The organism is Spirochaeta isovalerica (assembly GCF_014207565.1).
GTDB classification, from domain to species: Bacteria; Spirochaetota; Spirochaetia; order DSM-2461; family DSM-2461; genus Spirochaeta_F; species Spirochaeta_F isovalerica.
The window spans coordinates 83,188-109,180 of sequence record NZ_JACHGJ010000001.1; the positions used below are offsets into that span (position 1 = coordinate 83,188).

21 protein-coding genes are annotated in these 25,993 nt (G+C 45.1%); 13 read left to right on the top strand and 8 right to left on the bottom strand.

Annotated features, from left to right (window positions below; translation table 11 throughout):
- Window position 1: 1 nt before the first annotated feature.
- Genes HNR50_RS00360 through HNR50_RS00370 form a run of 3 tightly spaced genes read left to right on the top strand, consistent with a single transcriptional unit; the run spans window position 2 to window position 3,848 of the window.
- Window positions 2-1,669 (top strand): cation:proton antiporter domain-containing protein, encoded by a 1,668-nt coding sequence (locus HNR50_RS00360; RefSeq protein ID WP_184742275.1) that lies wholly within the window; start codon window positions 2-4, stop codon window positions 1,667-1,669.
- 4 nt (window positions 1,670-1,673) lie between these two features.
- Window positions 1,674-2,564, top strand: coding sequence for a CBS domain-containing protein (locus HNR50_RS00365; RefSeq protein ID WP_184742276.1), 891 nt, complete (start codon window positions 1,674-1,676; stop codon window positions 2,562-2,564).
- 6 nt (window positions 2,565-2,570) lie between these two features.
- The gene (locus HNR50_RS00370; protein ID WP_184742278.1) at window positions 2,571-3,848 is read left to right on the top strand and encodes an ArsB/NhaD family transporter; all 1,278 of its coding nucleotides are present in this window, start codon (window positions 2,571-2,573) and stop codon (window positions 3,846-3,848) included.
- Window positions 3,849-3,869: 21 nt separating this feature from the next.
- Here the strand turns inward: HNR50_RS00370 and HNR50_RS00375 are convergent, their stop codons facing one another.
- Together HNR50_RS00375 and HNR50_RS00380 are read right to left on the bottom strand one after the other, a co-directional pair.
- A complete protein-coding gene (locus HNR50_RS00375) occupies window positions 3,870-4,628 on the bottom strand; it encodes a DUF6062 family protein (RefSeq protein WP_184742280.1) in 759 nt (252 codons plus the stop codon).
- Between the two features lie 247 nt (window positions 4,629-4,875).
- Window positions 4,876-6,027: a glycerate kinase gene (locus HNR50_RS00380; RefSeq protein ID WP_184742282.1), complete on the bottom strand. Its 1,152-nt coding sequence runs from the start codon at window positions 6,025-6,027 to the stop codon at window positions 4,876-4,878.
- Window positions 6,028-6,167: 140 nt separating this feature from the next.
- Here HNR50_RS00380 and HNR50_RS00385 point away from each other — a divergent pair, with 140 nt between their 5' ends.
- The 5 genes from HNR50_RS00385 to HNR50_RS00405 all read left to right on the top strand — a co-directional run bounded on the left by HNR50_RS00385 (window position 6,168) and on the right by HNR50_RS00405 (window position 11,787).
- Window positions 6,168-7,010, top strand: a complete 843-nt coding sequence (locus HNR50_RS00385) for a nitrilase-related carbon-nitrogen hydrolase (protein ID WP_221439765.1) — start codon at window positions 6,168-6,170, stop codon at window positions 7,008-7,010.
- Window positions 7,011-7,119: 109 nt separating this feature from the next.
- The gene (locus HNR50_RS00390; protein ID WP_184742286.1) at window positions 7,120-8,418 is read left to right on the top strand and encodes a P-loop NTPase; all 1,299 of its coding nucleotides are present in this window, start codon (window positions 7,120-7,122) and stop codon (window positions 8,416-8,418) included.
- 207 nt (window positions 8,419-8,625) lie between these two features.
- Window positions 8,626-10,317 carry a phosphoenolpyruvate carboxykinase (ATP) gene (locus HNR50_RS00395; RefSeq protein ID WP_184742288.1) on the top strand — a complete coding sequence of 564 codons (1,692 nt, stop codon included), beginning with the start codon at window positions 8,626-8,628 and terminating at the stop codon, window positions 10,315-10,317.
- A gap of 58 nt (window positions 10,318-10,375) precedes the next feature.
- The gene (locus HNR50_RS00400) at window positions 10,376-11,098 is read left to right on the top strand and encodes an SOS response-associated peptidase (RefSeq protein ID WP_184742290.1); all 723 of its coding nucleotides are present in this window, start codon (window positions 10,376-10,378) and stop codon (window positions 11,096-11,098) included.
- Window positions 11,095-11,787: a YjjG family noncanonical pyrimidine nucleotidase gene (locus HNR50_RS00405; RefSeq protein ID WP_184742292.1), complete on the top strand. Its 693-nt coding sequence runs from the start codon at window positions 11,095-11,097 to the stop codon at window positions 11,785-11,787. Before HNR50_RS00400 ends, HNR50_RS00405 begins: the two co-directional genes overlap by 4 nt.
- Here the strand turns inward: HNR50_RS00405 and HNR50_RS00410 are convergent.
- On the bottom strand, window positions 11,782-13,152 hold the full coding sequence (locus HNR50_RS00410) for an aspartate kinase (RefSeq protein ID WP_184742294.1): 1,371 nt from the start codon (window positions 13,150-13,152) through the stop codon (window positions 11,782-11,784). The two genes, HNR50_RS00405 and HNR50_RS00410, sit on opposite strands and share 6 nt — an antisense overlap.
- Before the next feature lie 215 nt (window positions 13,153-13,367).
- On the opposite strand from HNR50_RS00410, the gene HNR50_RS00415 reads away from it, so the two are divergent.
- The 3 genes from HNR50_RS00415 to HNR50_RS00425 all read left to right on the top strand — a co-directional run bounded on the left by HNR50_RS00415 (window position 13,368) and on the right by HNR50_RS00425 (window position 17,358).
- A complete protein-coding gene (locus HNR50_RS00415; RefSeq protein ID WP_425506736.1) occupies window positions 13,368-14,486 on the top strand; it encodes a CD0519/CD1768 family membrane protein in 1,119 nt (372 codons plus the stop codon).
- Window positions 14,487-14,606: 120 nt separating this feature from the next.
- Window positions 14,607-15,569: a hypothetical protein gene (locus tag HNR50_RS00420; protein WP_184742298.1), complete on the top strand. Its 963-nt coding sequence runs from the start codon at window positions 14,607-14,609 to the stop codon at window positions 15,567-15,569.
- Window positions 15,570-15,639: 70 nt separating this feature from the next.
- Window positions 15,640-17,358 carry a glutamine--tRNA ligase/YqeY domain fusion protein gene (locus HNR50_RS00425; protein ID WP_184742300.1) on the top strand — a complete coding sequence of 573 codons (1,719 nt, stop codon included), beginning with the start codon at window positions 15,640-15,642 and terminating at the stop codon, window positions 17,356-17,358.
- 82 nt (window positions 17,359-17,440) lie between these two features.
- Here HNR50_RS00425 and HNR50_RS00430 read toward each other — a convergent pair whose 3' ends face one another.
- The 3 genes from HNR50_RS00430 to HNR50_RS00440 form a co-directional block, all read right to left on the bottom strand.
- Window positions 17,441-18,352, bottom strand: coding sequence for a pseudouridine-5'-phosphate glycosidase (locus HNR50_RS00430; RefSeq protein WP_184742302.1), 912 nt, complete (start codon window positions 18,350-18,352; stop codon window positions 17,441-17,443).
- Window positions 18,345-19,442, bottom strand: coding sequence for a carbohydrate kinase (locus HNR50_RS00435; RefSeq protein ID WP_184742304.1), 1,098 nt, complete (start codon window positions 19,440-19,442; stop codon window positions 18,345-18,347). The genes HNR50_RS00430 and HNR50_RS00435 overlap by 8 nt, the downstream gene beginning before the upstream one ends.
- A 131-nt stretch (window positions 19,443-19,573) precedes the next feature.
- On the bottom strand, window positions 19,574-20,761 hold the full coding sequence (locus tag HNR50_RS00440) for a glycine C-acetyltransferase (protein ID WP_184742307.1): 1,188 nt from the start codon (window positions 20,759-20,761) through the stop codon (window positions 19,574-19,576).
- A 74-nt stretch (window positions 20,762-20,835) separates the two neighbouring features.
- Between HNR50_RS00440 and HNR50_RS00445 the strand changes: the two genes are divergently transcribed.
- Together HNR50_RS00445 and HNR50_RS00450 are read left to right on the top strand one after the other, a co-directional pair.
- Entirely contained in the window at window positions 20,836-21,090 is a 255-nt protein-coding gene (locus HNR50_RS00445) for a hypothetical protein (protein ID WP_184742309.1), read from the top strand.
- The gene (locus HNR50_RS00450) at window positions 21,074-21,625 is read left to right on the top strand and encodes an HdeD family acid-resistance protein (RefSeq protein ID WP_184742311.1); all 552 of its coding nucleotides are present in this window, start codon (window positions 21,074-21,076) and stop codon (window positions 21,623-21,625) included. Before HNR50_RS00445 ends, HNR50_RS00450 begins: the two co-directional genes overlap by 17 nt.
- Here the strand turns inward: HNR50_RS00450 and HNR50_RS00455 are convergent.
- A complete protein-coding gene (locus HNR50_RS00455) occupies window positions 21,618-23,750 on the bottom strand; it encodes a SpoIIE family protein phosphatase (RefSeq protein WP_184742313.1) in 2,133 nt (710 codons plus the stop codon). The two genes, HNR50_RS00450 and HNR50_RS00455, sit on opposite strands and share 8 nt — an antisense overlap.
- Before the next feature lie 3 nt (window positions 23,751-23,753).
- Window positions 23,754-25,883, bottom strand: a complete 2,130-nt coding sequence (locus HNR50_RS00460; protein ID WP_184742315.1) for a SpoIIE family protein phosphatase — start codon at window positions 25,881-25,883, stop codon at window positions 23,754-23,756.
- Between the last annotated feature and the right edge of the window lie 110 nt (window positions 25,884-25,993).

Below are 25,993 nucleotides of genomic sequence, written 5' to 3' on the forward strand. Positions count from 1 at the left end.
GATGGAAATAGATATACACTCAATTAATATGATACTCCTTCTCGGAGTCGTTCTTTTCGGCGGGACTTTAACCGGCAGACTTTTTCAGAAATGGAAAATTCCCCAAGTGGTCGGCTATATCGGACTGGGTCTGATTCTCGGCCAGACGGGGCTGAATATAATTAATGGCAAGATCATTACCAGCCTGCGCCCTTTCAGCACCTTCGCCCTGGGACTCATCGGTTTTATGATCGGTGGTGAATTAAAGATCCAGACCATTAAAAAATTCGGAAAACAGTTTGTCACCATACTCTTGCTGGAATCTCTCAGTGCTTTTGTCGTGGTGTTTATCTTCATCACATCCCTGTCTTTCTTCTTTTTTAAAGATATGCGCATCGCCCTATCGCTTGGATTGCTGATGGGTGCCATTTCGTCCGCCACGGCACCGGCTGCCACAACAGATGTTCTCTGGGAGAACAAGACGAGAGGCCCTCTGACCACTATTATACTGGGAATCGTGGCCATGGATGATGCTGTATCCCTTCTGCTTTTTGCAGTCGCTACCAGTGTCGCGGGTATACTGACTGGACAGGATGGCGGGAGCCTTCTCGCCAGTCTGGGAGGACTCGCCTGGGAAATCGGTATATCCGTCGCACTGGGTGCAGGGCTCGGATTTCTGCTGTATATCATTATCCGCGGATTCGTAGATGAAGATAAAATCCTGGCTTTTTCGATCGGGGCCATTCTGCTTTTGATAGGTTTGGCGCAGTCTCTTGCTGTCGATGTCATTCTCGCTACGATGGCCATGGGATTTTTCATTTCAAATTTTGCTCCCAGGAGAAGCAAGGAAACCTTTCACCTCGTTGAAAAATTCACTCCGCCTGTTTATGTTCTCTTTTTCGTAATGGTGGGCGCCACGCTCAATGTGAAAGGTTTAACTTTTGTCACGGTTTCTATGGCCCTGGTCTATCTGGTCGGGAGAATGGGAGGTAAAACAGCGGGAAGCATCATCGGCGCTCTGTTGTCGAAGGCTCCCGGTTCAGTCAGAAAATATCTGCCCTTATGTCTTTTCAGTCAGGCGGGTGTCGCAATCGGACTTTCCATTGTCGCCGGCCAGACATTTCCGGGCGTAATCGGCGATACCATTGTTCTGGTCGTTACGGCTACTACTTTCGTCGTTCAGATCATCGGTCCGGCCTCAGTAAAATACGCCGTTTCGAAAGCCGGAGAGGTGGGACTCAACATTTCCGAGCAGGATCTGATCCGGCAGAGCAGGGGGGCGGATCTGGCCGATGCGGATATACCTGTTATAGGGGAAGGCGAAAACCTCAGATCCATTCTCAATATTTTCGCTACGAGGGATAACCTTTATTACCCTGTATCGGATAAGGATAACAGGCTGATGGGAATTCTCTCAATCGAGAAACTCAAAGATACCTTTATCGCTTCTGATCTTTCCGATTATCTTCTGGCTCATGATATAATGGACAAAGTAAACTATACTGCGAGTATGGATACAGAAGCTGCGGAAATATACTCCATTTTCCAGAAAAGCCATGTGGCTTCCATCCCTGTTGTGGATAAGGATGGCAAAGTGGAGGGAATGATAGAATACAGAAGAATGCAGCAGCATCTTTCCAGGCGTCTTTCCGAATTAAAAGAAAAAGCCAGGAGGATGGAAGAGGAGTAACACTATGAAACTGGGATCATTCATCGATAAAAGAGCCATTCTGGCGGGAGATCACTTCGATCACTATTACGACGCCATAGACGCTCTGATTGATATTTTCGGCAAGCTGGATCTTCTTCCCGTCTCCACAGCCGAAGTCAAAGACAAGGTCCGGGAGCGGGAAGCCCAGGGGACAACGGTTCTTCCTACTGGCGTGGCCATTCCCCATGCGAGAATTGAAGGATTCCAGGACCTGCTGATCGGTGTCTGGATCCCGGAAGAGCCGCTTAAGACAGAACAGGGGGAAATAGGCATTCTCTTTTTCTTTCTCACTTCTCAGGTTGGTTCTCTCAATTATCTTCCCATCCTCTCTTCCATTGCCAGGAGCTGCAGCAAAGATAACTTCCCCTATAATCTCAAGGGAATGAATATACATCAGATTCAGGATTATTTTAACGGGATGGTGTTCCGCAAAGAGCTGACGGTCGAAGATATTATGACTCCGGATCCGGTAACCTGCAGCAAGGATACGACTCTCGAGGAACTGCTGGATCTTTTCTTTGAAAAAGGACTCAGTTATATTCCTGTTATCGATGAAAAAAACAGGCAGATCGGAGAAGTCACAATCAAGGATGTTCTCTCCGAAGGGGTTCCCGATTATATAAAACGGTTGGGAAATGTCCGTTTTCTCAAGACGCTGGAGCCTTTCGAGGCATTGCTGAGAAATGAGAAAACCATTCTTGTTAAAGATATCATGAGGCCATGCAACAGAGGGCTTCCCAAGGAAGCATCCATAATCGAAGCGGTTTCCAACATCAGTTCCAAAGGGTACAGGCATCTGCCTATTTTCGACGGCAAGGAGCTGATCGGGCTGGTAAGCGAAACCGACATTCTGCATAAGGTTTTAAGGGGTTAGTTTTCTATGTTTCATCTGGTCATAGGTGTCGTATTTTTTGTTCTCCTTTTTGTACTCATATCACTGGAGGTGGTAAATAAAACAATACTGGCTATACTCGGTGCAGTTTTGTTTATCGCAACGGGAATCATCAATGAACATGCCGCCTATGCTGAAATAGATTGGAATGTAATTTTCCTTCTAATCGGGATGATGGTAATCGTCGGTATTACCAAAGGATCGGGGCTTTTCCAGTACATCGCTATAAAATCTGCAAAAATCGTCAATGGCGATCCCGTTAAAATACTCATTCTGTTTTCCCTGATTACGGCGCTCTTATCCGCTTTGCTGGACAATGTCACGACAGTTCTCATATTAACTCCCGTCATTATTCTGATTTCCGTCGAGATGGGACTGAGTCCCGTTCCCTATATCATCAGTTCGACACTGGCTTCCAATATCGGCGGGATGGCAACTTTGATAGGGGATCCCCCCAATATCATGATCGGCAGCGCGGCGAGACTGGGATTTCACGACTTCCTGATCAATCTGGGGCCTCTTGTTCTTATCTTGCTTGTCGTTCACAGTCTGACCATCTACCTCCTGTTCAGTAATAAACTCAATGTCAGCATGGAAAGGCGGGCCAGAATCATGGAGTTCGATGAAAATGCATCGATCAGTGACAAAGCTCTTCTTATCAAAAGTCTGGCTGTCATGGCCCTGGTGCTCATTATGTTTCTTCTCCATGGCGTAACGGGACTCGAGCCTTCCACAATCGCCCTGGGAGGAGCGGCGCTCCTGATGCTCCTGGTCGGAGGCGAAGAGGTCGAGGAGTTTTTTCATGAGGTGGAATGGTCTACCATTTTCTTCTTTATCGGTCTCTTTATCATGGTTGGCGGCCTGGTCGAACTGGGAGTTATTAATTATCTCGCTGTGAAATACCTTCAGCTGACAAAAGGAAATGTCCTGCTGACCGCCGAATCCATTATCTGGGTCAGTGGGTTCCTCTCGGCATTTCTCGATAATATTCCCTATGTGGCAACCATGATTCCCCTGGTTGAAAACCTGGGTGAACATATCGGTCAGATCGCTGTTCAGCCTGTCTGGTGGTCACTCGCTATCGGTGCCTGTCTCGGCGGGAACGGCACGCTGATCGGAGCGTCGGCCAATGTCGTCAGCGCGGGGATTTCCAGCCGGAGCGGATACAAAATCAGCTTTATGGATTTTACCAGGTACGGAATGATTTCCATGATCAGCACGCTCCTTGTTTCATCTTTCTATGTATATTTGCGATACCTGATCTGATATTCGCACTTTGAAATAACCTTATTTCTTTATTTTCCTGTTGCTCCGCCCAGTCAGTTTCTGAATCGTCCGGTAGTGAGCGTCCTCCGATGTTCCCCAGGGTTTGTCGAAATTCTGGGAATCGAATTTCTGAGTGAACCAGAGAATCTCTTTCTCAAGCCGCAGGTTGTTTTCCTCTATGAGATTGACTACCTCTTCAGTAAATTCAGCCAGTTTACCGGGAGACAGGATTTCTTCCGCCATTTTCAGCAGATCCGGAAGGTGATGGAAGCAGAAGCCTCTTGATCTTCCAAAGACATCCCGGAATTCCTCATCAGTCTTCCACAAATGGACAATGGTAAATGTGTAGCGTTTGAGAGTGTAATCAATTCTATCGCAGATCATACAGGACTCTTCATGACCTGATAGGTGCTTTTCAAGGTCCGATATTGAGGACATAAGCTTTCTGGGTTTCAGAGGACCCAATTTCCCTGAAGCTTTAGCCGCTTCCGACTTAAGCGATTTTAAATAGGGGCGGAGAAGTTCCATTCTCTTTTCCAGATGGGTATGAGTCATCAGTCCCAGCCCATGGTTGCTTCTCTCGGCAAGGAGTCCGGTAAAATGGTCCGGACAAAAACCGGTTTTATTGACTTCGACTCTCGTTTCCGGATTCATAACCGAGCTGCCCAGGTAAAATTTGAGATATCGTTCTTCCGCCTTTTCGGCCAGATCGCAGATGGGGCATTCCGTATCTTCTTTGAAAGCATCCCAGACAGGTATTGTTTCGAGCTTGTATTTCATCAGTTCAGTATATTCTTTTTACCTGATGAAAAAAAGTGAAAAAAATTGAGATTTTTTAGCAGAATGATCATTCTTTATACTATAGTTAATGTAGTGGGAGGTGAATGTTTGATGCCAGCAACTATGGAAATACGCTCTCTCCTGATTAAAAACTTTATTTAGATAATTATTGGGTTTTATAATGAGAGAGTGTTTATATATTGGGGTTCCGTTTCTCCGCGGAACCCCTTTTTTTTGTATAAAATTTCTATGAGAACTTGTTTTCACAGGTTTTGATGAGCCTGAAAATCTCTTCAATGTTTTTTTCCACAAAAAATCTGGCTTTTTCCGGCTCCATGGCTTCATCCAGAGTAATAGGGTGATTCATTATTGAAAATAGAGCATTGATACCGTGTTCATGTACAATGCCCGCATTATCAGCTACAGCGCCCGCGATAGCAATTACGGGAATCTTCTTCTCCGCCGCCAATCGGGAAACACCAGTCGGCGTTTTCCCCATAACTGACTGAAAGTCTATTCTCCCTTCTCCGGTGATAACAAAATCAGCCCCATCCATTTTCGAGGACAGATCTGTCATTGTCAGAATGATATCGATTCCAGGCTTCAGTCTCCCTCCCAGAAATGCGGCGAAGCCGCCTCCGAGTCCTCCTGCAGCGCCGGCTCCTGAGAGCTCATTCATAGGGAAACCGTATTTTTCTTTAACGACCTCATTGAAATGAACCAGTCCTTTATCCAGTTCCAGTACCATCTGCTCATCGGCCCCTTTCTGCCTGCTGTATACATGAGCCGCTCCATTTTGTCCGAAAAGGGGATTGTCGACATCGCAGGCTATAAGAAAGTCTGCCTCTTTCAAACCGGGAATGAGACCGCTGTCATCTATGGACTCTGTGCGAATAAGGTTCTCTCCGCAACCGGACAGCTCTTTGCCCGAAGAGTCGAGAAACTTCATGCCCAGAGCTTCCATCATTCCCATGCCACAATCATTGGTCGCGCTGCCTCCGATACCTATGAGAAATTCGCGGCATCCTTTTTCCAGAGCATCCTTAATCAGTTCTCCCGTGCCGTATGTACTCGTTTTCATGGGGTTCCGCTCATCGGCGGTAAGAAGAGGAAGCCCTGATGCGGAAGCCATTTCTAAAACCGCGGTTTTTCCGTCTCCTGTTATGCCGTATAAAGCCGTAATGGTTTTTCCGAGGGGATCTCTGACATTTACTGTCCTGTACAAACCGCCGGTGCCGTCAACAAGGGCCTGTACGGTTCCTTCTCCTCCATCCGCTACGGGGACTTTAATGACTTCACTCTGCGGATAAACAGCGCGGACTCCCGTTTCAACTGCATCAGCCAGCTCCGCTGATGTAAGGCTGCCTTTAAAGGAATCTGCCGCTACTACAATTTTCATGAATGCTCCTCATCGTCTTAATTTCACAATAATCCTTGACACAACTTCTGCTGCAATTATTATACAAAACTATGAGTATGAAAAAAATAGTCCTCTTCCTGTTATTGTTTGTTTTTACCTCTTTTTTGTATACAAAATCTGTGAAAGTCGCTGCTGTGCAACTCCGGATAAGTGAAAAAACGTATGTTTCTCATGATGTCTTTATCGAAGAAATGGAAAAGAGAATTGTTCAGGCAGTCAATACCTTCCATCCTGATCTTATAGTTTTTCCCGAATATACATCTGTATTTCCGGCCGTTACACCTTATCTTTCCTATGCCGGTGGGCGAACTTCTGTTGAAGAGATTTTCACAGCAATAGGAGAAGACTATAGTGACATAGATACAATCAGGGATCTCTTTGTTCGCGAATCGCAGAGAATGGAGACCCTTATGGACCGATGGGGGACTCTGGCCGATAAGTACGATGTAACAATTGTGGGCGGAAGCTATTTTGCATATGATGGGGAAAAACTGACCAACCGGCTTGTGGTATTCGGTCCCGATGGGAACAGAATCTACAGTCAGGATAAATTTTTTCTCACAGATTTCGAAACTGATATTCTCGGACTTTCTTCCGGTTCGCCTGAAAAGCCCGAAGGATTGATATTGGAAGATAGAAAAATCGTTTTTACAATCTGTCGCGACACCTTTCTCGATCGATGGGAAACATTATACAACGGGGCGGATTTATGGATAGATATCAAGGCCAACGGAGAAACTTATGGAGAGGAACAGGTCGCGCTCTTCTCCCGGGCTCTACCGGCCAGGCTTTCGGATACAGAAGTCCCGTACGGAGCTACGGTCTGCCTGACCGGAAGCTTTCTTGAACTGTTCTGGGAAGGTGTATCATCATTTATCGGAAAAACGGAAGAAGGAGTGCATACTTTTATGACAACCGGGAGTCCGGGAGAAGAGGAAATTCTCTATTTCGTTCTCGATTAAGAAGAATTAATTGCTGTTTTCTTCTTTCTTCAGTATTTTCTAAATGTTTGATAATCGTCAAAATATGCATATACACGTAGATATAGGTTATTAATTTTAGGAGATATATATGGCAACAAAAGAAGATGTGCTGAAAGCCCTGAGTCAGATAGAAGACCCGGACCTTCATAAAGATATAGTCAGCCTCGGATTTATTAAAGAGCTCGTTATTGATGGCGGGAAGGTCAGTTTTTCCATTGAACTGACGACTCCCGGCTGCCCGCTTAAAAATATGTTCAAAACAGAAGCGGAAAGACTGGTCGGAGAACTGAATGACGTGGAAAAAGTTCATGTCGTCATGACGGCGAGACAGAACCGCAATGCCAACGACAGCGATAGTCTTAAACAGGTGAAACATGTCATCGCCGTCGCTTCAGCAAAAGGGGGAGTCGGCAAATCGACTGTAGCGGCGACTCTGGCCAGCGAGTTCGCCTCCAGGGGATTCAAAGTCGGTCTGCTGGATACTGACCTTTTCGGACCTTCTCTTCCTACGCTTTTTAACATTCACGAATCGCAGATTATGCAGAGAAACAACATGCTCATCCCTATGGATTACAAAGGCATGAAATTCATGTCCTTCGGTTTCCTGCTGGGCGACTCTCCCGCCATAATGAGAGGCCCTATGGTTTCCGGTTACATTCAGCAGCTTCTGACAACCGTCGAATGGGGAGAGCTTGACTATCTTTTCATCGATATGCCTCCGGGAACCGGTGATATCCAGCTGACAATCTCCCAGACGATCAAACTCGACGGAGCGGTTATGGTTACCACCCGTTCTTCTCTCTCTCTGGTCGATGTGGCCCGGGGTATCCTCATGTTCGAAAAGGTTCAGATACCCATACTGGGAGTCGTGGAAAACATGGCTTATTTCGTCTGTGACAACTGCGATAAAGAACATTATATATTCGGGGAGAAGAGAAGCGATCTGTCGGAACGTTTCGGTGTTGAAACCATAGCCCATATACCCATTGATTCCGGGCGGGCCAAACCTTTTGACAACTATGAAACAAACGATATCAACAAAGGTCTCGGTGATTCTCTTATCCGCCAGGTCGGAAAAATGTCATCTTCTGTAGAGAAAGCTCCGGAAGTTAAGCTCTTTCCCGACAGAGTATCAATTACCTGGGAAGGAGAAGCCCCCATTGAAATCGGCAATCACCTCTTAAGAGACAGTTGCCAGTGTGCCCTCTGCGTGGATGAATATTCCGGAGAGAAGACTCTTAAGACAGAAGATATTCCGGAGGATATTCACGCTCTCGAATCCGTTCCTCTGGGTAATTATGCCGTTTCCATTCAGTGGAGCGATGGCCATACATCCAGCATTTATCCTTATAAAGTACTGAAATCCCTTAAAAGACTGAACGCCTGACGTTTTTTTGATCGTTTCCCTCTGGTGGAAATCCCTTTGAGCGCTCCTTCGGGAGCGTTTTTTTTATATAGGTGGGAAACGAGTGCAAACAGGAAGAAATATTAAAGCTTTATGCAAAAAACATTATTACTACGATAGTCGTGAAAAAATAACACAAATCAAAAAACAGCGGTTAAAATGGAAAAAAGCAAAAAATGGAGCTGTTAAATGATTATTAAAAAACTTATTGAAGAACTGATCGAAACCCATCCCAAAGTTCAGAACAACATGTCCAGAGAGCTTCTTATTCATAACGCTGTGGAATACGGCAAAGCGCTTGTGACCAGTTGCGGTGCATTGGCCACCTGGACTCCGGCCCGTTCGACCGGGAGAAGTCCCAAAGATACGCTGATTGTAAAAAGGCCTGAAACGAGAGATTCCATTGACTGGACTTCTGATTACAATAATTCCGTTGAACCGGAAACCTTTGATATGATCATTGAAGATGCAGTTGCCATTTTAAAGGGGAAAAGATCCCTTTACATAACCGACCGGGTTATCGGAGCGGATACTTCCTACGCTCTTCCGGTGCGGACTATCACAAATAAGGCACTTACTGCCGTTTTCAGCGACAATATGTTCCGTCCCGTTCCGGAAGATATGGAAAAAAGCGTTTTCGCCGATAAGCCGTTTACTCTGATAGTCGTCCCCTACGATTTTCTCGATTCGGAAAAATATAACGGAAGACTGCGCAGACTCCCCTGCGGCAGAACATCCGATATGGTTATTGCGACAGATTTTGACCGGAGGGTGGGAGTCGTCGTTGGTTCAGCCTATATGGGCAGCGTTAAAAAGCTGATGTTTACTGCCATGAATTATTATCTTCCCCTGGAAGGAATTCTGCCGCTCCACAGTAGTGCGAATGAAGATCTCGAAGGAAGAAGCGCGCTGATTCTCGGTCTTTCCGGAACAGGAAAAACAACTCTTTCCTCCGATCCTGCCAGAGCTCTAATCGGCGATGACGAACATGGCTGGAGTGAAAAGGGAATCGCAAATTTTGAAAACGGCTGTTACGCGAAACTTAATAATCTGAAAGAGGATAAAGAACCGGAAATCTACCACGCCATTTTCCATAAAGAGGACTATATGGAGCATGGTGCTATTATCGAAAACGCCATGATGTATCCCGACGGAGTTATCGATCTGACTGATGAAAGGCTGACTCCCAATTCAAGAGCCTCCTATCCGCAGCGGTACCTGAGTAATGTGAAAATGTCCGGTCTGTCGGAGGGGCATCCCGGAACAATTCTCTTTCTTGTCGCCGATGCCAACGGCGTTATCCCGCCTGTAGCCAAATTAAATACGGAACAGGCTAAACTCTGGTTTCTAATGGGCTATACCAGTAAACTGGCCGGAACCGAAACGGGCATAGTGAAGCCTGTCACGACATTTTCCCGATTTTTCGGAGAACCCTTCATGCCGAGGATGCCAATGATGTACAGCAATCTGCTGGGTGAGAAAATCGAAAAGCATAAAACCAATGTTTTCCTGATAAACACAGGATGGAGCGGAGGCCCCTTTGGTATAGGCAGGAGAATCGGCATTGCCGTTACCCGGAGAATCGTTCATGCGGCCATCAGCGGAGAACTGGATAATGTCGATTATGAGTATGATGAACTCTTCCATGTTAATATTCCGATAGAGTGCCCCGGTGTGGATCCGGCCATCCTGAAACCCTACAATACCTGGATTGACAAGACCGAATTCAATTACAGGGCGGAAAACCTGGCAGAGGAATTTTCAGACCATTTCAACAAAGCCTATGGCCATATGAATATTGACACGAATATAAAAGCCATGTGCCCTGGAAAATATATGGATCCAGAAACGGGCACTTTCATGAACTACAGAAGGAAATAGCATTTTTCTTTGTTTCCCTCCCTTGTGACTTGAATTAGAATTAATAAGGGAGGGCGATATGTGTTTTAATGCTTCACTGGTTCAGACAGCCGAAATCATGGCTGTTGAGTTTAATGCTTATATAGACGATTCGCTTATCGAGCCTGTATATTTTGAATCGGCATTTTCTCTTCCCGAATGGCCGGTCCTCAAGGATGCATCTCCCGATCGATTTGCTCCTTTGACCTGGGGATTAATACCTTCATGGATAAAAAACTACGAAGCTGCTACGGATATCCGCTTTAAGACCCTCAATGCGCGATTGGAAACGCTTCATGAGAAATCGAGTTTCCGCCAGGCTTCGGATAACAGCCGCTGCGCTGTACCGATTGACGGATGGTTTGAATGGAAAGAAGTCCGGGGAAAGAAATATCCCTATTTCATTCACCGGGAAGATGGAAAACCTTTCCTTCTCGCCGGATTATGGTCCCGCTGGGTAAATGAAGAAAGCAATAAGTCCTTTGAGACCTTTTCGGTGGTCACAACGGCCGCTCTTGGTATCTGTGCTCAGATCCACAATACAAAGGAACGAATGCCTTTCATCCTGTCAAAGGAAGGGAAAGACCTGTGGCTTGACAGAAATCTCTCCTTCTCCGATCTTAAAGAAAATATTATACCTCAGTGGAAAGATCTCTCCGCCTATCCGGTTTCGCATAAAGTCTCTTCATCAAAAGAGAACAGAAATGTACCGGAAATCCGCGACAGAATCGATGGACCTGCTGAACAGATGGAGTTTTTTTGAAATATACAACCCTGCTTATAGACGCCGATGATACATTATTCGATTTTGACAAGGCGGAGGAAACATCACTTGACCGATTCTATAAACGTATGGATTTGAAATGTCCCTATAATGAATTCCGTGAAGTTTACAACCGTGAAAATCATCTTTTATGGAAAGCATTCGAAAGGGGGAAAGCTACAGCTGAAAAAGTCAAAGTCCAGCGCTTTGTCAATACGATGAAAGCTCTGGAATTATATGAAGACAACGGTGTTGAACTGAGTCGTATTTATATGGAAGAGTTGTCTCGATGCCGGTTTCTTCTCCCGGGAGCGGATGATTTTTGCGAAAAACTTTCTTCGCACTATAATCTTTATGTGATTACAAACGGTCTCTGGGATGTCCAGCGATCGAGGGTCGGCGATTCGGAAATATACAGAAGATTTTTTAAAGGGCTGATTGTTTCGGAAAAAGTCGGATCCGCCAAGCCCGATAAGGGTATTTTTGACGAAGCCAGAAAAACCGCCGGAAACCCTCTTCTCGAAGAAATGCTGATTATCGGCGACAGCCTGACTTCTGATATCAGGGGAGGGGATCTTTACGGAATTGACTCCTGCTGGTTCAATCCCGGTGGAAAAGAGCTCGTCGGACCGTCCACGCCCACATATGAAGTCGCCGATTATGAAAGTTTGCTGAAAATCCTCCTATAAACCTTCGAAAAATGTTCGATGAATAACCCGGACAGCCTCTTCCCGGTCGTTTCTGTCTACAACGCAGTAAGCCGCGGAATCCGATGCTCCGATTGAAACGATTTTTAAGTCGATGCCCTGCTCGGCGACGGCTCCGATCATGCGATAAGCCAGTCCCTGTGAATGTATGAGGCCGTCGCCTACCAGAGCGATTATGGAAAGATTGTCATAGGGAACCACAGCCGTAATTGTATGAACTCTATTCTCTTTCAGTAATGAGACAGCTCTGTCGAGATCCGGCGATTCCAAATAAATGTTGATAGCCGTTTGAGAGGTTACCACAGATTTGATGTTGATAAAATTTCTGTCGAACAGGGTTGTCACTCTCGCAAGAATTCCCTCTTTGATGCCGACGCCGGCACCTTCCAGTTTCAGAACGGCGAAAGCATCGCTGTAGGTAACGCTTTTTAAAGTTGAACCTATTGTCTCATCGGGACCTATGATCGAAAGCGGGTCAATGATACCTGCTCTGTTGATATTAAAAACTCTTACGGGAATACCCTGGTCCAGGAGCGGCTCCACAGTCCTCGGATGAAGAATCTTCGCTCCGAAATACGAGAGTTCCGCAGCTTCGTTGTAAGAAAGATTTTTCACACGGACCGCTCCGGGAATAAGGCCGGGGTCAGCGGACATATAGCCGTTGACATCTTTCCAGACATCGAGATATTCGGCGTCGATACAGCTGGCGATTGCTGCTGCTGAATAATCGCTCCCACCGCGGCCGAGCAGGGTGATTTTCCTATCTGGAGACACTCCGTAAAAACCCGGTACGATATAAATAGTGTCATTGTTCAAAGCCTGACTTACGCTATTTCTGGAGCGTTCGAAATCAATTGAGGCGTTTCTGAAGGCTCCGTCGGTTACAAGGCCGATTTCTTCAGGCTGGGCTTCGACAGCTTCTATTCCGTGGCTTTTGAGAATCAGAGATAATAAAAGGGAACTGAGCTTTTCGCCGTAACTGAGCACCCTGTCTTCAACAAAGTCGGGGATTTCTCCAATGTAATGAATTCCAAGGAGATATTTTTCCAGTTCTTCCAGACGTTCCTTTACCAGATTGTAGGCTTCTTCCTGGAGTCCGGGATCGGAAATATTCTCTTCCAGGGTTTCCTTCTTCAGCTTTTTGAGAAAGGTTATTATTTCTCCTACATGGCTCTCATCCCTTCGGGCTGTCTCAAGGCCTTCCGTCAGATAATTGGTAATACCGTAGAATGCCGATACGACAATGACGAGAGGCCTATTGTATCCTTCTATGGTTTTTATGATTTTAGTTATGTCTTCTTTGCTTTTGAGGTTTGAACCACCGAATTTAACTACAATTTTTTTCATTTCTCTCTCCCGAAGGCAAATGCAATATGTGAATAATACTGGCAAAATAAAACGAAAAACATAAAATAATTCACAACATTTACTTTTTCAGTTGTTTAGCTTGGTAAATATTATGAAAAAGATTACGAAAAAGCTTGCCAATCCCATAAAGTAAGTTATCATAAGTTATTAGAAATTGTAACGGTTTCAGGAGAGTTAAAAAAAGATTGAAAAAAGTGAAGGCATTCAGTGCGGGAACGATTATCCTGCTGCTGTTTATGGTCGGAACTGTGGTTCTGTACGGTAACGTTATGGGGTTGGCCAATTTCTTTTCAACAATAATGGCTACAGCCCATGATCTTTTGATCAATACGGTTCTGTTTATTCTGGCCATTACTGTCCTGGCAGGGGCTCTCGGGAGTTTTATGTCGGAATTTGGAATTCTGGCTCTGCTGAACAGAATCCTGGCTCCGGGAGTCAAGCTTTTATGGCGTCTTCCCGGTTGTTCGGCTCTTGGAGCCATAAGCACTTATGTTTCTGACAATCCGGCTATAATTGCTCTTTCGAAAGATAAGAGTTTTATTGACTATTTCGAGGATTATCAGAAACCGGCTCTGGCTAACTTCGGGACTTCCTTCGGAATGGGGTTGGTCGTAACGGCTTTTATGATGTCTCTCGGTTTTTTCAAAGAGGCTATGATAGGGAATCTTGGCGCCGTGTTCGGTTCCATTGTTTCCACAAGAATCATGCTCCGCTTCACAAGAAAGGAGTTCGGCGTAGAGAAGGGAAAAACTGCACTGGCTGAAGATCCGGAAGCCTATAGATACAGGACAATCCGTGAAGGTAATCTCTTTCAGAGAGTTCTGGACGCGCTGCTGGAAGGCGGCAAAGGTGGTCTGGAGATCGGAGCGCAAATCGTTCCGGGTGTCCTTATCATCTGTACGCTGGTTCTTATGATGACTTTCGGTGCCGGAACGGCCGGATATGACGGCAGCGCTTATCAGGGGATTCCGATTCTTCCCAAAGTCGGGGAGTTTCTATCCTGGCCTCTGAAAGTTTTATTCGGATTTTCCTCTCCCAATGCCATAGCCTTTCCCATAACGGCTCTGGGAGCTGTCGGGGCTGCGCTCGCACTGATACCGAATTTCATCAGTGAAGGACTGATAACCGGAAACGATATTGCTGTCTTTACAGCCATCGGGATGACATGGTCCGGTTATCTGTCGACTCATATAGCGATGATGGATTCTCTGGGATTCAGACATCTGACGACAAAAGCGATTCTGTCCCATACCATCGGAGGGATCGCGGCGGGCGTTTTCGCCCACTATGCATTTATGATATTTCTCGGATAGTTTCATCCGTAAAATATATTCTCTTCATTTATTACAATTTTACACTGTTGGTCACCCCTCTGACGTTGTCGAGGGGTGATTCTTTTTGCAGAATAACAGTTTTCAGTTTAAATTATAAAGATGAAGAAGATACTCAAGAGATTTGTTCTGATTTTACTCACTTTAATCAGTATCTCAGTGATTTACACCTACGGATACAGGGCTGTTTTTACCATACTCTCAAACCGGGCCGTCGCAGGGGAAAGCCAGATTGACTTTGCCGGAACTGGCCGGGGAATCTCGTGGATCAATGAATCGGCATCACAAACGCTTTTTTTTATCCCCTCTTCTCAGGAATCGGCCGTGGAGGAGCTGTACGGCTCATGGCTGCGCGAATTGCATACGGCTCAGGGAGTCAATATTATCGTTCCCCCATTTAATGGAGCTGTTAATTCTCCGTCTCTGGACAATCAGTCTGTCAATCCTCAATCCCGGAGTAATCAGATCCTCTACTCTTTTAATCTTTACAGCGGCATGGTCGGCAAAAAACACGATATAACTGTCATGTCAACTGGTGACGGTTCCCTGCAGGCGCTGGCACTGGCCGCTTCAGGCGCCGCCGTCGATAAGTATATGCTCCTATCTCCTGTACACGGCGACAGAACAAACCGCGGGACCGGCTTTTTTCAGAAGATCGCTTCTTTGCCTTTTCTTTATTATCTGCTGCCCTGGCTGCCTGACAGTTTTGGAAAAAACAGAATCGGCCCTTATGATATTCTCAATGATGAACTCAGCGAATCTTTTTCCCAACGGGAAGGGGTATTCTATCCCCGTTATATTAATAACAGGTCGCTATCTGCAATAGACCGGGCAGCAGGAAAAAGCATGGAGGATATTGATAAGATAGATCCGAATCGCTTTTTTATCATTTACGGAGACGATGACCTTTCCTATTCGCTTGAAGGGTTCGAAAGAATGGGAGATGCACTGAAATCGGGAGGAAGCGAAGTGACTATCATGCGCATATCATCCTCCGGCAGAATGCTTCTTTTCGATAATGGAAAAGGCCGGATTCTCGATCTGATTTCCATTCTTCTTCAATAGGAGACCGCTTCCACAGGTATATCTTTTATGCTAGTATGACTCCATTCATAGAACAACGATTGGAGTTAGTATGGGAAAGGAAAACATAGTAATCGCAGATGAAAACGAAAAAGGGAAAAAAGGCCCCGATTTTATCAGGCAGATCATAAACCACGATCTGGAAACCGGTAAGAACGGAACAAGTGTACATACCAGGTTTCCACCGGAACCGAACGGTTATCTTCATATCGGCCACGCCAAATCCATCTGCCTCAATTTCGGAATCGCCGAAGACTACGAAGGGGGTAAATATAATCTCCGCTTTGACGATACCAATCCTGAAAAAGAGGAAACTGAATATGTCAAATCCATAATCAGGGATATTGAATGGCTTGGTTTCGATCTTACAGACAGAATCTTTTACGCTTCCGATTACTTTGAACAATTCTATGAATACGCTCTCCAACTGGTTAAAGCCGGCAAGGCTTATGTAGACAGCCTCAGCGCTGAAGAAATCCGTGAATACAGAGGAACGCCTACAACTCCTGGAAAGAACTCTCCTTACAGAGACAGATCTGTTGAAGAGAATCTCGAAATGCTCGAGAACATGAAAAACGGAAAATACAAAGACGGCGAGCATATCCTCCGCGCTAAAATCGATATGTCTCATGTCAATATGAATATGCGCGATCCCGCTATTTACAGGATCAAGAATGCAACTCATCACAGAACCGGAGACAAATGGCATATCTATCCCATGTACGATTTCGCACACGGTTATGAGGATGCCATCGAAGGGATTACCCATTCGATCTGTACGCTCGAGTTTGAAAATCACAGACCGCTCTATGACTGGTTCCTCGATAATGTAACGGCACCCTGTCATCCTCAGCAGATAGAGTTCGCACGCTTGAACCTGACAAACACAGTAATGAGCAAACGATATCTTCTGGAATTGGTTACTTCCGGTCTTGTCGACGGTTGGGATGATCCGAGAATGCCGACGATTTCGGGATTGAGGAGAAAAGGCGTCACACCTTCCGCCTTAAAAAGATTTGCCAGAGAAATCGGTGTTTCTAAAGTTAACAGTTTAATCGATATGAACTTCTTTGATTTCATAATCCGGGAGGAATTGAATGAAACCGCTGACCGCGTCATGGCGGTCCTCGATCCTCTGAAGGTGGTCATTACCAATTACGACGAAGGAAAATCGGAGCTTGTCGATGCGGAGAACAATCCTCAGGCGGAAGATGCGGGAAACCGTCAGATTCCTTTCTCCAGGGAAATCTATATCGAACGAGATGACTTTATGGAAGAACCTCCTAAAAAATTCTTCAGACTAGCTCCGGGGAAGGAAGTCCGGCTGAAACATGCATACTTCATAACATGTAATGATGTTATCAAAGACAAAGAGGGAAATATCACAGAATTGCATTGTACTTATGACCCCGAAACCAAAGGTGGAAATGCTCCTGACGGTAGAAAGGTGAAGGGAACGCTTCACTGGGTATCGGCTGAACATGCCGTAGATGCGGAAGTGCGTCTTTACGAACCTCTTTTCACTCTGGAGGATATGTCAGATATGGAGGAAGGGAAGGTGTATAAAGATTACCTGAATCCCGCTTCTCTGGTAATTCTGGAAAACTGTAAAGTGGAACCTTCCCTTGCAGATGCTGTTCCTGGTAATCCTTATCAGTTCCTGAGAAAAGGGTATTTCAGCGCTGATTCCAGGTATCACACCAGTGAAAAACCTGTTTTCAACAGGGTCGTGGCGTTAAAGGATTCCTGGGCCAAAATTCAGAAAAAATAAAGATGCCCGGATATCAAATCTTTCGGGTGTAGACAAAATGAAGGGGTTCGAAAGAACCCCTTTTTCAGGAACAGATAAATGCTTATTTGTAGTAAGCTACTGCCGTTTTTGCTGCCAGTACCGCATTATTAAGTACTAGTTCGATATTGGATGCCAGACTGTCCCCGCCTGTCAGTTCGGAAACTCTGGCCAGTAGAAACGGGGTGGATTCCTTGCCCTTGATACCTTTCTGTGAGAGCTCCTGAAGCGCCTGCTCAATAGCCCTGCTGATGACAGCTTCATCCATAGCGAATTTATCGGGAATGGGATTGGCGATAACAGCTCCCCCTTTCAGACCCAGATCCCATTTTGATTTAAGGGCCGAAGCAATCAGGTCCGGTGTGTCCAGACGATAATCTACGGAAAATCCGCTTCCGGGAGTATAAAAAGCCGGCATTTCATCGGTTCCGTACCCGATGACGGGAACGCCGTGAGTTTCCAGATATTCCAGAGTCAGTCCTATATCGAGAATCGATTTGGCGCCGGCACAAAAAACGGCAACGTCAGTCTGCGCGAGTTCTTCCAGATCTGCTGAAATATCAAAAGTTTTTTCAGCACCTCTGTGAACGCCGCCGATGCCTCCGGTAGCAAAAAATCCTATACCGGCCATCGAAGCGACAATCATTGTCGAAGCGACTGTCGTAGCACCGTCTTTTCCTGTTGAAACTATAAATGGAATATCCCTGCGGCTGACTTTTGTCACGGCGGTACCCGCTTTGCCGAGATAATCGAGCTGATCCACTGTCAAACCGGCTTTCAACCGTCCGCCGAGAATGGCAATGGTCGCGGGAACGGCGCCTTCCTTCCTGACAGTATCTTCAACTCTTTTCGCCGTTTCCACATTCTGCGGATATGGCATGCCGTGGGATATGATAGTCGACTCCAGTGCCACCACAGGTTTTCCAGACCGAAGGGCTTCTTTCACTTCATCATTCACATCCAGATATTTATTCATTGAATCCTTCCTTAATCATCATTTCTATTTTTTCAGCTGTTATATCTTTGTTTATGGTATCCCGGCTCAGAATTGTCAGTTGTGAAGCTGCAGATGCGAAGGCCAGGGTTTTGTCGATGGAAAAATCATTTAAATAGGCATGAGCCAATGCTGCAGTGAATGCATCTCCCGCTCCGGTAGTATTAACCGGTTCGATGTACTCTCTCTTAAAAATTCTGGATGTTGCGGAATCCTTATAGAGAATGCCGTCAATTCCCAGGGAAAGATAAACTCTTTTCAGCCCGGAAAGGAGAAGCTTATCTGCTATCTCTTCAGGAGATGAGCCGGATTTCAGTGACAGAGCGCTGAGAACCTCAGCTTCCAGTATATTGGGTTTTATGGTATGGATGTATCTGAGAAGATCGGTGACCTTTCCGGCTTTGGCTGTTGAGACCGTATCGACGAAAATATCTTTGACACTTCCATAGTTTTCTGCCAGATATTTCAGAACCGGCTCGGATAGATTCGCATCCAGAATCAGGAGAGACGCCCCGTTGATGATGCTCTTTTTGCTCTCAAGATAATCTCTGTTGAGTTCATCTATAAGCTGCATATCCGATACGGCTGAAATCATATCTCCTTCGCCATCGAGGATTGAAAGATACACGGATGTACCGAAACGGGAACTCGTTTTTATATGATTCGTATCTATACCGGCATTTCTGCACGAATCAAGAAGTTTTTCTCCGTATAAATCATCTCCCAGAACAGTCAGGAGCTTAACGCGGGATCCCATCCTGGCGAGATTTTCTGCAATATTACGGCCCACACCGCCGGGGGATAGAGTTACGGTTCCGGGATTGGAATCGCGTTCGATCAGAGACGCCAGAGGCGTTCCGAGAATATCTATATTGGATCCTCCGATTACGACGGCATAAGGCTCTTCATTGAGAATATAACCTTTTCCTGCAATATATCCCTTGGAGATGAGATTCATTATATGACCGGCCGCGGCCGAACGGCTTATGCCGAGTTTTTCGGCACATTCCAGCTGACTGATCATGGGGTTGGCTCGGATCAGTTCCAGTATTTCCTTTTCCCGCTTAGTCATAAATAAAAACTCCAAACAATTGTTTGATTAACTAACATATGTTTGGAGTTTATTATCTTTCGCCTTTTACTGCAAGAAAAAAGTGATTTCTATTTTCCGGAAATGAACGAAATCATGAAGCCCTTAATGCTTTAAATGACTTTAAGCTCTTTTCCTATTTTGATAAAGGCTGCTACTGCTTTGTCCAGATCTTCTATGCTGTGAGCTGCCGAAATCTGAGTTCTGATTCGGGCTTTTCCTCTGGGCACGACTGGAAAAGCAAACCCGATAACGTAAATTCCTTCGTCCAGAAGCTTATCAGCCATTTTCAGAGCAAGAGGTTCATCATAGAGCATAACGGGAATGATCGCCGTATCCCCCGGTACTATATCAAAACCGGCGTCTATCATTTTTTGCTTGAAATAGGCTGCATTGGATCGTGTTTTTTCTGCCAATGCGTTTGATTCGCTCAGTATCTCAATAACTTTCGATGTTGCACCGACAATAGCCGGAGCGAGGGTATTGGAAAAGAGATAAGGTCTCGATTTCTGCCGGAGCATTTCAATGATCTCTTTCCGTCCGGAAGTACAACCGCCGTTTCCGCCTCCCATGGCTTTGCCGAAGGTTGTTGTGATAATATCAACACGTCCGGTTACGCCGCAGTGTTCCGCGGTTCCCCGTCCGTTTTCTCCGATATAACCAGTCGCATGGGAATCATCGACCATGACAAGAGAATCGTATTTCTCGGCTAAATCGCAAATCTCGTCCAGTTTGGCTATATCTCCATCCATGGAGAAAACGCCATCGGTAACGATAATACGGTAACGGGCGGCGGAAGCTTCCTTGAGTGCTTTTTCAAGGTCTTCCATATTGGAATGTTTATACCGGAATCGCTGTGCTTTGCAGAGCCTGACTCCATCTATTATGGAGGCATGATTGAGTTCATCGGAAATAATGGCATCTTTCTCTGTAAGCAGCGGTTCAAAGACTCCGCCGTTGGCATCAAAGGCGGCGCAATAGAGAATCGTGTCCTCTGTCCCTAGAAATTCTGAAACCTGCTTTTCCAGGTTTTTATGAATGTCCTGTGTTCCGCAGATAAAGCGTACGGAAGAGAGGCCGTATCCCCGATCGTTCATGACATCCTGCGCTGCTTTCACGACCTGTTTGTTTCCTGCGAGCCCCAGATAATTATTTGAACAGAAATTGAGTACCTTTGCACCCGAGGATACTGAAATTTCTCCTCCCTGCGCTGAGGTAAGGATTCTTTCATTTTTATAAAGACCCTGTTCCTTTAATTCTATAAATGATTTCTGAAGATCGTCTTTCATTTTTCCGAACATACTGGTTTCCTCTAATTGTATTTTTCTATATTTTATTATGTAGGTAATATTAACATGGAAAGAGGAGATCTCCAATGGAGTTTGTAAAAGAGGAGCTTGAATCCCGATATCTGGATTTGAATGAAGAAAACAGGCTCAAGCTCTGGCAGAGGTTTGCTTCTTTTTTGAATGATTATGAATTGAAGATATGCATGAATGAGGTTAAAAAAGGTAATAGAGACCTTTTCGCCATTCATTTCACCAATGGCTATATACAGAAATATCAGATTTATTTTAATCAGGTATTGGGAAGTCTCGAAGAGGAGGAAGATTATGGAAGGAACAGTTGAAGACCAGGATCCATATGAACAGATATTGGGAAAATCGTGGAAAATTCTGCTTATACGGGGAATTTTTATAAGTCTCGTAGGCACGGTTTTATTGATTAAACCCACATCGGGCCTCGCATTCACAGCTGTAATCTTTTCTCTGTTTATCGCACTGGACGGGATTACCCAGCTGGTGGTGGGATTCAGAATGAATACAGTTAATGAACTGTGGTGGGGGTCGGTTCTCAAAGGTACAATTGAAGTTATCCTGGCGGCTGTCATCATTTCACACCCGAAAGGATTCGGCGAACTGGGGGCTTCGGCTCTTCTTATTCTTCTGGGTATCGTTTTCCTTGTTTCCGGAATAATCGATTATCAATTCCGCAAAGGTAAAACCGGAACATTCAGCTCTATTATACTCTTTCTACTAGGAATCCTTTTACTGGCAGCGCCGCTTTTTGCCGCCAACATAATCCTTCGGCTCATAGGCATAGCCGCATTATCAGCGGGTACAGCCAGAATCTACCGGGCTTTCCAGTACAAACGCTTTAATTGACTTTCATAAGCAACAGAGTCTGATCATCGTGCTGATCCATCCCCTCTGTGAACACTTTCAGATTCTTTCTGATTTCCTCGGTCAGACTGACGGGATCGAGTGATGCGTTGTGTCTGATTATGGATAATAACCTGTTTGTCGTGAATTCTTCTCCGACACTGTTTCTGGCTTCATTAAGACCATCGGTGAAAAGAACGAGATAATCCCCTTCCGATACCTGAAATCTTTTGTGGCCGAAGACCGTATCGGCCTCCAGTCCGAGCGGCAGACCGTCCGTATCGAATTTGACGAATTTATCTTTTTCAGCTTTGTAGACATATAAAGGGTGGTGAGCTCCATTCGTATAGGAAACAACCTTTTTTTCCGTATCGTAAATAAACAAACCGATAGTGGCAAAATGATCAATCCCCAGCCTGGCTGTCAGCAGATTGTTAAGCATGGTTACGACTGAACGAGCATTGTGGGTCGTCGAAGTGATAAGACGGAGAATCGTTCTGATCATTGTCATTACTAGCGAGGCGGGTACGCCTTTTCCCGCAACGTCGCACACTGTAATCAACAGCTTGTTATCATTTAATTTAAATGCGTCATAGTAGTCTCCGCTGATACCCTTGGCCGCTTCGGAGTAAGCGTGAAGAGAAGCGCTTTTTACGACCGGAAGCTTATCGGGAAGCAGATTTTTCTGAATATCCGAGGCTACGTTCAATTCCTTGACCAGCTCGTGCCGGGAAAGAAGCTCCCGGTACTTGTTGAGGTTATCAAGCGCCATGGCTGAATACTCTCCATATGATCGGAGGAAGGAAAAATCCAGGTCCGAAAAATGGTCTCCTTCCTTTGTTTTGCAAACGCCGAGAATTCCCAGAAGTCTATTCCCGACGATAAGCGGGATCAGTACCATGGAACTTATATAGAGCTCGTCTTCCGGAAAGCTGTTAAAGGGAAGCCTGTCGTCTTCAAAGGAATCTTTGATAAAGACCGGAGTTCCCGATGAAGCGACTTCACCGATCAGGCCCTGTCCGACATTGAAAGTAATGGACTTGAAATAGGCTATAAGGCTGTCTTTCCGGTTACTGACCTTTCGGGAAACCTGAAAAGGGGGTGGAAAGTAGCCCGATATGTTTGATACGACGAGTTTTCTCGACTCCTCCTCGACTGTAAACATGATTCCGGCTTCAGCTTTTGAACTGTCAATCGCCAGTTCTACCATGTTGTCGATGAATCCCTGCTGATTAAGGTCTACAGAGATGGAGTTGCCGATATCCCTCATAACATCCCGAAGGGAATCCATTTTTTCCCACAGCGTATCGGTAAAAACCGTAAAATCCTGTGAGAGACTTCCGAATTCATCGCGGGATTTTATTTCAAGCCTTGCGGAGAAATCTCCTTCGGCAAGACGTGCAATATATTTCTCCATTTTTTTAATATTAAGCGTTGTCTGTCTTGAAAAGAGAGTACTGATAACAACAATCAAACCGAGAATCAAACCGAGCAATTGAATGGTTCCGACTCTGTTCTCTGCAATAAAACGATCGATCCCCGCATTGATTTCGAGCAGAACCTCATCGAAAAGCGCATTGATTTCAGTCATGGACTGATCAATCATCATCATGTTGTTTTCCAGAACACCGAATTCTTCTTTAAGTTTTTCATTATCGATGGCTCCGCTTTTCAGCATTTCAAACAAGTCGATGATACTTGTCATTTCCGTATCAATTTCTTTCAGATTACGGTCATTCATCAGAACATTCAGCTGGATATTGATCGGTTTGTAGTAATTATTAAAAATGGTATCCCAGCCCCTGGAAATCTGATCCAGAATGTACTTTATTTTTCCACCTAGCCTGTTTATGCCGGGGTTTTCCGTAAAACTCTTCAGTTCCTTGTAGAACTCGCTGTATGAGTCGAGCCAGTCTTCATAGGTATTGTCTATCAGGTTGCGGTCCGAAATAAAACGGGCGCTTTTGAGAGAAAGCTCATTCTGAAGCGTCTGTATTTTCACTCCTTCCAATTCAATCCTTTTCAGGTCCATCGCTTCCTGAAACTGAGTGTAAATCAAATATGAAGCGGCTATAAAACCGAAAATGATGAGAAAACCTATAGAAAAGAGCTTATTCCGGATAGTCATATACTATTCACCTTTATATTTCATAACTAAAAGAGATTGATCGTCATACATATAAGATCCGCGCATGAATATTTCCATTTCATTCCCGATAATCTCGGTAATTTCACCGGCATCTTTATCAGAGTATTTTTTTATTTCCCTGAGAAGCGTTTTCATGGAAAACTCATTTCCGTGGATATTTCTGGCTTCAGTCAGACCGTCGGTACAAATGGCAGCTATATCCCCGGGATTCAGTTTGATCTTCTGTTGGGGATAGACTGTTTCCTTTTCGACTCCTACCGGCAGGCCTTCAGTATTAAAACTGCTGAAACGGCCGTTTTCCTTACGGTAGATATTGAGCGGCAGGTCCGCGGCGTTTGAAAAAGTCAATTCACCGGTTTTCGTATCGATAATCATGATCCCCATTGTCGCATACTGGTCCGTACCGACCTTACCGGAAATCGTGTTGTTCAGTGTCGTCAGCATCGTGCCAGCATCTCTATCGGGATGGGCTATTACCCTGAGAATGGTCCGGATCATTACCATAACCAGCGCAGCGGGAATACCTTTACCCGCAACGTCGCAAACAACAACAGCTGTCTTGTTTTCAGATATGCGGAAGATGTCGTAATAGTCCCCACTGATACCTTTCGCCGTTTTGTGAAATGACGAAATCTCGAAATTTTTAAAGCGCGGCAACTTGTTCAGACGAAGTCCCTGCTGAATCTCTGTCGCAATCGAAAGCTCTCTTGAAAGCTCGAATTTTTCTTTGAGCTCATTATATTTGTATCTGTTGTCGATCGAGAGAGCGGTGTACTCGCCGAAGGTTTTCATATTGGTAAAACTCAAGTCTGTAAAATAGACATAAGGTTCTTTTTTCGCAAGCGCGAAAACTCCCAGTACATTGTTGGCAACGAGAAGAGGAATAGCCATGAAAGATGATATGTGGAGCGGGTCGTTTGACCACCGCTGCGGCAGCTCTCTGGTCTGGTCTCCGTTTTTAATAAAAATCGCTTCACCGGTACTGGCGACCTTCCCTATGACGTTGTCTCCGGGAGAGATATCTGTCTGTCTGAAATGTTCAAAGGCCTTCTCCGGATTCTGAGTGATGGATGCCGACAGGGGATAGGGCGGTGGAAAATCCCCTTTTACAAAAGCCGGCCTCAGGATCTGTTCTTCCTCATCATACAAAAAGATAGCCCCCGCATCGGCCTGTGAGTTCTTTACCGCCAGATTGAGGATTTCCCGTTCTACTGTTTTGATATCGTCCATATCGCCGCTGATTTCCGCCATATCCTTCATAATGGTCCGAACCGCATCGAGACGTGTCCAGAGCATGTCGGTAAAGCTGTTGAAGTTATCTGAGAGGGCTTTGAATTCATCGCTCGAACGGATATCAAGTTTCACATTGAAGTTTCCGGCGGTTACAAGACTGGCCGTATTCTGTATCTGCCTTACCTGCCTTGAAAGACCTCCCGCATAGAGAAAAGCTGTTACAAGCGCTGCTGCGATAATGAGAATCAGCAGACCGAGAATCAGATAAAGAGCAAAATCGATTCTCTTTTCAATTTCTACGGAAATACCATAGATAAGAGTTTTCATTATAGTCGTGTAGCTGATCATCTCTCTTTCAACGTCTCTCTGTTCATCAATGAAAGTCCCGAGAACTTCGATTTCCGAAGGGTTGAGCAGCTCTGCCAGATTTTCATAGTTATGGGCGTAATTGAAAGTGTAGTCGCCAACCTTCATTTTCAGATTTTTTAGCGTGACTTCCTTTACGGTTCTATTGAAATTATCAAGGGTTTCCATCTTCATGTCTTCCCATCTGGTGGTAAGATGAAGGATGTCTTCAGTCAGTTTTTTTCCAAGTAACCTCATATCCGGATTGTCGTTCAACTGTTCAAGATGCCTGGTATAGGTTGAGACGGAAGAATGCCATCGATAATCCATTTCGGAAAAATTCGAGCGGCTGTTTATCAGCATCGATGTTCTGTAGTTTATCTGATTGAGCTTGTTCAGTACTTTCTGTGTTTCGATTTCAAGATTTTTGAAATTGACAATATTCTGGAGAAGTACAAGAAACAGCGTGATGGCTATGATAAAAGCTCCAGCTGTGGAAAGTTCCATTATTAGCATTTTCTGTCGGATTCTCATCAGACTTCTCCCTTACCGAGTGTTCGTTTATGCGGTTTAAAAATCATATAGAATATAGGGATTTTATCATATTCAATGGTCTAAGGGAAATGAAAAAAAATCCATAGCTT